Genomic DNA, 1,668 nt, shown 5'->3' with positions numbered 1-1,668 from the left:
CCTGCCGTTCCTTCTCGATCAGGGCCCGCTGGCTGTCGCTCTGGCTGCTGACCGACACATACTCGCCCAGGGCCATCGATACTGCGCCGCCCACCAGTGCGGCAGCGCCGGCGGTGAGGATCGGACCCTGCAGGGTGGTCACGCCTGCCACGCCCACGACGATCGCGGCAACCGACACGATGCCGTCATTGGCTCCTAGTACGGCCGCACGGAGCCAGTTCAGCCGCTGGGCGAAGTCGCCTCGATGGGGTTCGTCGTGGTGGAAGGTCTCGCTGGAGTTCATGGAGTGTCCTCGGGCAATGTGGTCGGTTGATTTCGGGGGAGGGCTGTCGAACCGTCCTGGGGGAGCCCTGTCCCGTCGGGAACCGGATCGATGGTCAGCCCGGGGAAGGCTTCGGCCAGTCCGTCCGCGGCGTGGCTGCGTTGCACCGCTGTGTTGAGCTGGGCGATGGCCCACGCGCGAGTGGAGCCCTCACTCAATCCCACCAGGTCCCCGTACATCCCGGACAGTTCCTGCTCGAGGGCTGCGGTTCCGCGGGCGGGATCGGCAAGCAGAACGGGGTCGAGGTGGAAGGCGGGAGGAGCGGGGGGCACTGTTCCACACAGTCGTGCCAGGAGTGCCGCGGCGGAACGGGCCGCATCTGCATGCCGGCTCGACAGGTCAAGCGCTGCCGCCGGGTCGGGGAGCCGTGCAGCGGCAACCTCGTAGGCATATTCCGCTCCGCGCTCAGCGCGAAGGGCGGCGGAGACCAGATTCGTCGTGTCGGTCGCCGGGGTGGCGGGGGTAGGTGGGGCTTGGGTAGTTGGGGCTTGGGTGGCTGGTGTGTGGGTGCCGGGGGTGGCCTGTGTGTGGGGGGCGGTAGCAGCTGTCGCTCTGGCTGCTGACCGACACATACTCGCCCAGGGCCATCGATACTGCGCCGCCCACCAGTGCGGCAGCGCCGGCGGTGAGGATCGGACCCTGCAGGGTGGTCACGCCTGCCACGCCCACGACGATCGCGGCAACCGACACGATGCCGTCATTGGCTCCTAGTACGGCCGCACGGAGCCAGTTCAGCCGCTGGGCGAAGTCGCCTCGATGGGGTTCGTCGTGGTGGAAGGTCTCGCTGGAGTTCATGGAGTGTCCTCGGGCAATGTGGTCGGTTGATTTCGGGGGAGGGCTGTCGAACCGTCCTGGGGGAGCCCTGTCCCGTCGGGAACCGGATCGATGGTCAGCCCGGGGAAGGCTTCGGCCAGTCCGTCCGCGGCGTGGCTGCGTTGCACCGCTGTGTTGAGCTGGGCGATGGCCCACGCGCGAGTGGAGCCCTCACTCAATCCCACCAGGTCCCCGTACATCCCGGACAGTTCCTGCTCGAGGGCTGCGGTTCCGCGGGCGGGATCGGCAAGCAGAACGGGGTCGAGGTGGAAGGCGGGAGGAGCGGGGGGCACTGTTCCACACAGTCGTGCCAGGAGTGCCGCGGCGGAACGGGCCGCATCTGCATGCCGGCTCGACAGGTCAAGCGCTGCCGCCGGGTCGGGGAGCCGTGCAGCGGCAACCTCGTAGGCATATTCCGCTCCGCGCTCAGCGCGAAGGGCGGCGGAGACCAGATTCGTCGTGTCGGTCGCCGGGGTGGCGGGGGTAGGTGGGGCTTGGGTAGTTGGGGCTTGGGTGGCTGGTGTGTGGGTGCC

2 protein-coding genes and 2 pseudogenes are annotated in these 1,668 nt (G+C 68.8%); all 4 read right to left on the bottom strand.

What is annotated here, in order from left to right; translation table 11 throughout:
- Positions 1-283 (bottom strand): annotated as a pseudogene (locus Y705_RS17590) (VIT1/CCC1 transporter family protein); the annotation flags it as partial.
- Positions 280-894, bottom strand: coding sequence for a DUF4439 domain-containing protein (locus Y705_RS21075; RefSeq protein WP_081737808.1), 615 nt, complete (start codon positions 892-894; stop codon positions 280-282). The gene Y705_RS21075 and the pseudogene Y705_RS17590, both read right to left, overlap by 4 nt.
- Positions 866-1,117, bottom strand: a pseudogene (locus Y705_RS21070) (VIT1/CCC1 transporter family protein); the annotation flags it as partial. The gene Y705_RS21075 and the pseudogene Y705_RS21070, both read right to left, overlap by 29 nt.
- The coding region (locus Y705_RS0105070) for a DUF4439 domain-containing protein (RefSeq protein WP_026532061.1) at positions 1,114-1,668 on the bottom strand (555 nt) is incomplete at its 5' end. The gene Y705_RS0105070 and the pseudogene Y705_RS21070, both read right to left, overlap by 4 nt.

The sequence above is a fragment of the Arthrobacter sp. H41 genome, assembly GCF_000520535.1.
GTDB lineage: Bacteria > Actinomycetota > Actinomycetes > Actinomycetales > Micrococcaceae > Arthrobacter_D.
The sequence above is the reverse complement of the archived record's forward strand: the minus strand, read 5'-3'. Positions and strand labels throughout refer to the sequence as shown.